Below are 7,874 nucleotides of genomic sequence, written 5' to 3' on the forward strand. Positions count from 1 at the left end.
GTACCGCGCTCCAAGAATTGCGATAGGAAGAAGGGACGGAAGTGTATAGGTCGTATATTTCGTGGCCATGCACTGGTAAAATCCCGTAACTGCAATAGCCCAAATCAAAAGGAACAGCTGAGTTTGGTCAAACTTTGGAAGCTCGTGGGTTGCCCGGAACTCCCGCACATATTTTACCAGCGTCTTAGGCAGGGTCATAAAGGACCATGGCATGAAGATGAGGAAAAAGAGTACCGAATAGTACCACCAAACATCCCACATGGGATGCTCCGATTTTGTTGCACGAAGGAAGTTATGAACCCCAAGGAAGTTATTAACAAAATCATCACCGTGCAGCACAATCATCGGGTAGTACCAAACTGCCACAACCGCAACAAAAAGCACAAAGCCCAAAGGCTTCATGCGGAGAATCTCCTTGAAATCGCGGCGCACGCAGATGAAGACGGTCACGATAAAGCCCGGCAGAAGTATTCCGATAGGCCCCTTTGTCAGCACCGCAAGTCCGGCGAAAACATAGCAGAGATAATACCAGTTCTTGTTTTCGCTCGTATAAGCAATGTAAAAGAATACCAGCACCGCGTTGAAAAACGTGAAAAGCGTCATGTCCGTGATGATGGTCTTGGACACCAGCCAGTATCCGAAGGATGTGGCAAGCATTATTGCTGCATAGCGGGCGGTCTTTACATCATATATTCGCTTTGCAAACCAATATGTCATCAAAACGCCGATTGTTCCGAAGACGGCCGGGAAAAATCTCGCGGCAAAATCATTGATACCCAAAAGGCTGAATGCCCCAATAAGCTCCCAATAGAAAAAGACGGGCTTATCATACCAGAAATTCCCGAAAATACGCGGGGAAATAAAATCCCCCGATGCCAGCATTTCCTTTGCAGTCTGCGTATAGTTCGTCTCAACCGGGTCAGTTGCAGGAATCTGCCCGTTGCCCAAAAGATAAAGCGCCAATGTAAAAACTATAAAAAACAGTATAGTCTTACGTTCGTTTGCCATATTCTCCCCCTCATTCCTCAATGCGCTTAATGTCTGCACCGAGCCCTACAAGCTTCTGAACGAGGTGGTCGTATCCGCGGTCAATATGGTGAATGTACCCTATCTGTGTTTCTCCGTCTGCCACGAGTCCCGCAAGAACCATAGCCGCTCCGGCGCGCAGGTCCGTAGCTTTGACCTGACAGCCCGTAAGCGTCGGAACACCCTCAACAACGGAGGTACGTCCGTCAATCTTTATATTTGCGCCCATGCGCTTTAACTCATCAACATGCATGAAACGGTTTTCAAACACCGTTTCCGTAACCATACCCGTTCCCTCAGAAACAGCCAGCATAGCCATAAACTGTGCCTGCATATCTGTAGGAAATCCCGGATACGGCATCGTTTTGATGTCTACAGCCTTTGTCGGTGCTTCACAGCGGACACGGATTCCATCCACATCCTCCTCAATGGAGACACCTGCCTCCTTGAGCTTCGCTATGACAGGCTTCAGATGCTCACTGATGGCATTTTCTATGTAAACATCACCATGAGTCATAGCCGCCGCAACCATATATGTCCCGGCCTCAATACGGTCCGGAATGACCGTATAAGCCGCGCCGTGGAGCTTTTTCACACCGTCAATCTTTATAAGATTGGTGCCTGCTCCGCGAATCTTAGCGCCCATGACATTAAGATAATTTGCAAGGTCGATTATTTCAGGCTCCTGTGCAGGATTCTCCAAAATAGTCTGCCCCTCTGCCATGGAGGCAGCCATAATAATATTCTCCGTTGCGCCTACGCTTGGGAAATCAAGATAAATACGCGCCCCTTTGAGCCCGTTCGGTGCACTTGCATCAATAAAGCCATGGCCGATCTCAATTTCCGCACCGAGAGCCTCAAAGCCTTTCAGATGCAGGTCAATGGGACGTGTCCCGATTGCGCAGCCACCCGGCAGAGAAATACGTGCTCTGCCGCATCGTGCCAAAAGCGGACCCATAATCAAAAACGACGCACGCATCTTGCGCACGAGATCATACGGCGCCTCGCAGCTGGTGATATTGCGCGCATCTACCCTGAGCTGCTTCTGCTCCTCATCAAATACGGCATCAACTCCCAAAGCGCTGATGACCTCGGAAATCGTATGAACATCATCAAGCGCCGGAACCTCATCCAGACGGCTCGGCTCGTCCTGTCCAAGAAGCGTTGCCGCAATAATCGGAAGCACCGCATTCTTTGCGCCGCTTATTTTCACCCGTCCTTCAAGGCGATGGCCGCCGTTGATTACCAACTTTTCCATGAAACTCAGTTTTCCCCCTAAAACTCTCACTCATCTGTCACAATCGATATGAAAATCCCGCCAAAGCAGAATATCTTTCATTGCAAATTATTCTAGTAAACAATTCATACCATAAAAGACCATATTCTTTGTAATTTTATCATGTTGCTATTTGCTTGACAAGGCGAAACACATACTTCTTTCCTTAAATGTATTGCTTTTTGCAAAAATGACACCACAAAATGTTTTAAGACATATAAAAGAGCCGTACCCCTTCTTCGGGTACGGCCCTGTTTTGCTTTACAGTTTGAATTTTCCTGTTTCGTGCGAAAGGTCCGTAGCAAGTGTAGCAAGTGCCTGTGAAGCCGATGCTATTTCCTCACTGGATGCGGACTGCTCCTCCGCCGCAGCGGAAATAGTCTGTGTGTGCTCGCTTGTCTTGCGGCTTACCGAATCGATATTTTCCACCGCGCCTACGATATTCTTCGTACCGTCAGAAACAGTCGATGCCGATGCACTGATGGAACGCATCTTTCTTTCGATATCGGTGACCATCTCCATAATACGTTCGAACTGCTCGCCGACACTCTGTACCGCCTGCGCCCCCTGCTGTACCTCCAGCGTTCCTTTCTCCATGGCGGCTACAGCTTCCTCTGTATCGTTCTGTACTGAACCGATACGGTTTTTAATCTCCTCAGCTGCCTGTGCCGACTGCTCGGCGAGCTTCCTGACCTCTTCGGCAACCACAGAGAAGCCTCTGCCGGCTTCGCCGGCACGGGCCGCCTCGATAGCGGCATTCAAAGCAAGAAGATTTGTCTGATCTGCGATGCTCGAAATTGTTTCAACAATCTGTCCAATCTGCTGTGAATTATCCCCCAGCTTCTGAACGACGCCCGCAAGATTTCTCACGACCTCTTCAATCCCCTGCATGCGTTCTGTCGCCGTGCTCATGAGCTCCTCACCCTGACGGGCTGCAGCCGCTGTCTCTGCAGTATCTGCAGCGACCTCCTGAGCCTGTGCCGTCATATTATTGATATCGTTGGAAACAGTCTCAACATTATTTTTTGCCCCATCAACATGTACGAGCTGCTTCTCCATGCCATCAGCAACCTCGGTAACAGTCTGAGCAACCTCCGTTGCCGCCTGCGCTGCCTGCTGTGCGCCTGCCGTCAGCTCTTCGCTGGACGCCGCTACCTGTTCCGCGGATTTTTTGACTTCACCGATGAGTTTTCGGAGATTCGAACCCATTGTGTTGACTCCGGCCGAAAGCTGACCCAGCTCATCATCCGAATCTACTTCAAGCTGCTGCTGATTCAGGACACCGCCCGCCATTTCCTTTACACGCTCTGCAAGCTGCTGCACGACACGGACTATGCGTGTCGAGAACCTCAGGCACGCGATAACCATGAGCAATACGCCGATAATCGTCGTAACCGCGTAAGTAATCTGCATGCGGTGAAGCTCCGCGAACATGAAGGATTCCGGAATCATGAGTCCGACAACCCAGTTAACATCCGGTACAGTGGAGTATGCAAAGACCTGCTTCTCTCCATTCTTCGTCATCATGAAATAGCCACGCTCGTTTTTGACCATTTCATCGAAGTGCGGTCCGATGTCCTTGTTCTGGCGGATATCCGAGAAGACTTCTTCTCCTCCGCCGCTTCCCAGTATCTTGCCCGTTGCTTTTTCAAAAATGATACCGGTTCCCTGCTCGCGGTAATTGAGCTCCGCTGCAATTTTTTTCAAGGTATCCAGCGTAACATCCATGCAAATTGCACCGCCGGAATACGGAACCGCCGCAGATACAACAAGCTGCTTCGTTTGAATATCCACATATGCATTCGTATAGATTGTTTTCCCGGCAGATTTCGCCGACTTATACCAGTCACGTGTACGCGGATCAAAGAGCGATGAAAGATCCTCCTTCTCCGTGAAAGCCTGTCCTGTCTCAAGGCCATTTAAAAGCGCGGAGATTTCCTTATCTCCGTTTGCCAGTGCAAGCCCCCTCTGTATAGTCGTCACATCTGCCGTACCTGCTGCCTTAGCGTACTCAGCAGCCCCCTCTGCAATGCTGACTTTTTTACTGAACCAGGCGTGAATCTGCTCGCTTCGGACGAGAATCGCTGAACGCGTTCCCCTCTCAATGCTGGCCTCCAGATTCGTTGCCGCCGTGTAGTAGCCCACAATGGCAACAATCGCCATCAACGCGCCTGCAAGACCGGCAAGTCCAATGAACTTCTGCCTAATCCCCATTTTTACCATTCCCCTTCCTTAGAAACAATGCAGAACCATATTTACAGCTATATTTTAGAACTCTGTTAGAAAATTCGCAATAAACAATTTAGCTGCTATATCGTACTTTTCTCCCTATTATTTGATGCGTTAGGAGTATTTTCTCAGCCACTAATTTTGCCTCTTGAATAAAAAAATCCCCGAAGCATCAACTTCAGGGATTGTATTTTCTTTGAAAACATGTTCACTTTGATTAGAGCAAAATGAGACAAAAGGGTATAATTTACAGCAGGTCAAAATTAATGAGCTTGGCTCCGAAAATTCCATCGACGCCTTTGACCTCTTCCATAACTGCATCAGGAATATCGTTGTCAACGATGAGGACCATGATATTCGTGCCCTCCTGTTCCGTCTTGGACACCTGCATGCCGGATATGTTGATATTGGCATTGCCCATGATGGAGCCGACCTTGCCGATAATACCCGGGCAGTTCGTATGCGGGCACACGAGGATACGTTTGTGCGGATCAACGTCTACACGGTAGCCGTCAATGGTAACGATACGGCCTTCGCTGCCGAAAAGTGCGCCCTGCAGGGTAACAGTCTTTTTATCAGTTGCAATCCGGACCGTAATGAGGTTCGAGAAGTTTGCAGTTTCCTTATTCTTCACCTCGCGGACAACAATACCGCGCTCTTTTGCAAGGCTTGGAGCATTGACATAGTTGACGGAGGTTTCGAGAATCGGATTCAGCATACCTTTGAGGACAGCCGTCGTCAGAAGCTTCGTGCTGACATCCGTGATTTCTCCCGTGTATTCAGCCTCAACGGACTTGACCGGACCCTCTGCCAGAGCACCTGCCATGCAGCCGAGACGCTCAGCCAGGTCAAAATACGGTTTAATAACATTCATAACCTGCTGGGATACCGGAGCCATATTGACTGCCGTCATTACCGGCTCACCCTTGAGGTGTGCGCGGATACCCTCTGCAACGTCAATGGAGACACCAATCTGAGCCTCAACAGTGGACGCACCGAGATGCGGTGTGAGGACAATCCCCGGGATTCCGAGCAGCGGATGGTCTGCCGGCATTGGCTCGCTTGTAAATACGTCGATAGCAGCACCTGCCACAATACCTTCTTTTACCGCATCAGCAAGATCCTGCTCGTTTATGATACCGCCGCGTGCGCAGTTGATAAGGCGGACACCCTTCTTCATCTTGCGGAGATTATCCTTATTGAACATATTGCGTGTTTCAGCTGTCAGCGGCATGTGTACCGTGATGAAATCCGACTCAGCGATTATTTCATCAAGAGAAGCCAGCTTTACGCCCATTGCTTTTGCGCGGTCTTCCGTAACATACGGATCATATCCGATAACATTCATCTCGAATGCCTGGGAGCGTTTTGCAATTCCGGCACCGATACGGCCGAGGCCTACGATACCAAGTGTCTTTCCACGGAGCTCAACGCCGACATACTTCTTGCGATTCCACTCGCCCTTCTGTGTCGTTTCGTTGGCAATAGGAATATGGCGGGCCATAGCGAGCATCATACCCATTGTATGCTCTGTAGCAGCGATTGTATTTCCGCCCGGAGAGTTGATTACGACAATACCGCGTGCAGTTGCCTCAGGAACATCAATATTGTCAACACCTACGCCTGCACGGCCGATAATTTTCAGATTGTTGGCCGCTGCGATTACTTCCTTTGTAACCTTTGACGCGGAACGAACGATTAAAGCATCGTACTCGCCGATTGTTGCCAAAAGCTCGTCTGCCGGGAGCTTATCCTTTACAACAACCTCATAGCCTTCGCTTTTCAGAATCTCAATACCCTTAGGGGATACACCGTCCGCTGCTAAAATCTTCATAACCAATTCTCTCCTTCATTAATAATGAATGTACACACATGAACATTAACGTAAGTATATATTAACCCCTCAAAAACGTCAATAATGTACGCCCGAAAAAAACATTTTTATTTTTCCTCTTGACGCTCTTAAACCCAGGGGAGTAAAATATTACACAATCCGAGCATATTTCTACACCATATGTACGGAAATGTAACCTAAATTTTTCTGAAACATTACAGGAGGTATTTCAGATGGAAGCAAATCGTGTTTACAACTTTAACCCCGGCCCCGCCATGCAGCCTCTCGAAGTATTGAAAGAAGCTCAGGCAGAGTTTTTAAACTTTGGCGGCTCCGGTGAATCCATCATCGAGATCAGCCACCGCGCAAAAGAGTTTGACGCAGTGCTTAACCAGGCAAAGGCAGATATCCTCGAGCTCATGAAACTCGGTGACGATTACGATGTCCTCTTCCTGCAGGGCGGTGCTTCCATGCAGTTCGCAATGGTTCCGATGAACTACGCCGTGGACGGCAAAATCGGAAACTACATCGTATCAGGCAGCTTCGCAGAAAAGGCATATAAGGAAGCAAATCTCCTGGGTGTCGGACACATTGCCGCATCCAGCAAAGATGTCGATTTCCGCCACATTCCTACTCAGGATGAAATCAAGCTCTCAGAGAATGCCGCATATCTCCATGTCTGCTATAACAACACGATTTACGGCACGGAGTATCATTACATCCCTGAGACAGGCGATGTACCTCTGATTGCCGACATGTCCTCGGACATGCTCTCCCGTCCACTTGACTTCTCCAAGTTCACGCTTATCTACGCCGGTGCTCAGAAGAACCTCGGGCCGGCAGGTGTAACTGTAGTCGTCGCAAAGAAGGACTTCCTTGTGAAATCCCCGAAAACGATTCCGACCATGCTCCGCTATTCCATCCATGCGGAAAAGAACTCTGCATATAACACACCTCCTGCATTCTGCATTTACATGGTCGGCAAGACAGCAGCATGGCTCAAAGCTCAGGGCGGCCTCGAAGTCATTGCAGAGCGCAATGCGAAAAAAGCAAAGCTCGTCTATGACGTGCTCGATAACTCCGACGGCTTCTACAAGGGACACGCAGACAAAGACAGCCGTTCCTTCATGAACGTCACCTTCCGTCTTCCTACGGAGGACCTCGAAAAGAAATTCGTCGAGGAAGCAAAGGCGAACCAGCTCTGCGGAGTCAAAGGCCACCGTTCAGTCGGCGGCATGCGCACCTCCATCTACAACGCAATGCCCATGGAAGGCGTAGAGCGTCTCGCAGACTTCATGGAGAAATTCAAAAAAGCAAACGCATAAAGCACAGAAACCGCATGGCACAAGGCCATGCGGTTTTTTGCGCATATTTTTGCTTTCACTTTCTTCGCATTGCATTTAAAATACAAAGAAATTCATTTCAAATGAAAAAACTTCTTTCATTCAATCTTCAAATATGCTATAATGCGTTTTGTGAAAGACAATACTTACATATTAAATTAATGTA

The 7,874-nt window shown here is 48.9% G+C and carries 5 protein-coding genes; 1 reads left to right on the forward strand and 4 read right to left on the reverse strand.

Annotated features, from left to right (window positions below):
- From ACY69O_RS01075 to serA, 4 genes are all read right to left on the reverse strand, one after another.
- The coding region (locus ACY69O_RS01075) for an ArnT family glycosyltransferase (RefSeq protein ID WP_462331622.1) at nucleotides 1-1,008 on the reverse strand (1,008 nt) is incomplete at its 3' end.
- 10 nt (nucleotides 1,009-1,018) lie between these two features.
- Entirely contained in the window at nucleotides 1,019-2,284 is a 1,266-nt protein-coding gene (gene murA / locus ACY69O_RS01080) for a UDP-N-acetylglucosamine 1-carboxyvinyltransferase (protein WP_462331623.1), read from the reverse strand.
- Between the two features lie 279 nt (nucleotides 2,285-2,563).
- The gene (locus tag ACY69O_RS01085) at nucleotides 2,564-4,516 is read right to left on the reverse strand and encodes a methyl-accepting chemotaxis protein (RefSeq protein ID WP_462331624.1); all 1,953 of its coding nucleotides are present in this window, start codon (nucleotides 4,514-4,516) and stop codon (nucleotides 2,564-2,566) included.
- A gap of 262 nt (nucleotides 4,517-4,778) precedes the next feature.
- Nucleotides 4,779-6,365 carry a phosphoglycerate dehydrogenase gene (gene serA, locus ACY69O_RS01090; RefSeq protein ID WP_462331625.1) on the reverse strand — a complete coding sequence of 529 codons (1,587 nt, stop codon included), beginning with the start codon at nucleotides 6,363-6,365 and terminating at the stop codon, nucleotides 4,779-4,781.
- A 233-nt stretch (nucleotides 6,366-6,598) separates the two neighbouring features.
- On the opposite strand from serA, the gene serC reads away from it, so the two are divergent.
- On the forward strand, nucleotides 6,599-7,690 hold the full coding sequence (gene serC / locus ACY69O_RS01095) for a 3-phosphoserine/phosphohydroxythreonine transaminase (RefSeq protein ID WP_462331626.1): 1,092 nt from the start codon (nucleotides 6,599-6,601) through the stop codon (nucleotides 7,688-7,690).
- The last annotated feature ends 184 nt before the right edge of the window (nucleotides 7,691-7,874 follow it).

It is taken from the genome of Schwartzia sp. (in: firmicutes) (genome assembly GCF_978017985.1).

What these genes read in the sequence shown, in the direction of transcription:
- serA (WP_462331625.1), bottom strand. Translation starts at nt 6,365, where the DNA reads ATGAAGATTTTAGCAGCGGACGGTGTATCCCCTAAGGGTATTGAGATT.
- murA (WP_462331623.1), bottom strand. Translation starts at nt 2,284, where the DNA reads ATGGAAAAGTTGGTAATCAACGGCGGCCATCGCCTTGAAGGACGGGTG.
- serC (WP_462331626.1), top strand. Translation starts at nt 6,599, where the DNA reads ATGGAAGCAAATCGTGTTTACAACTTTAACCCCGGCCCCGCCATGCAG.
- ACY69O_RS01085 (WP_462331624.1), bottom strand. Translation starts at nt 4,516, where the DNA reads ATGGGGATTAGGCAGAAGTTCATTGGACTTGCCGGTCTTGCAGGCGCG.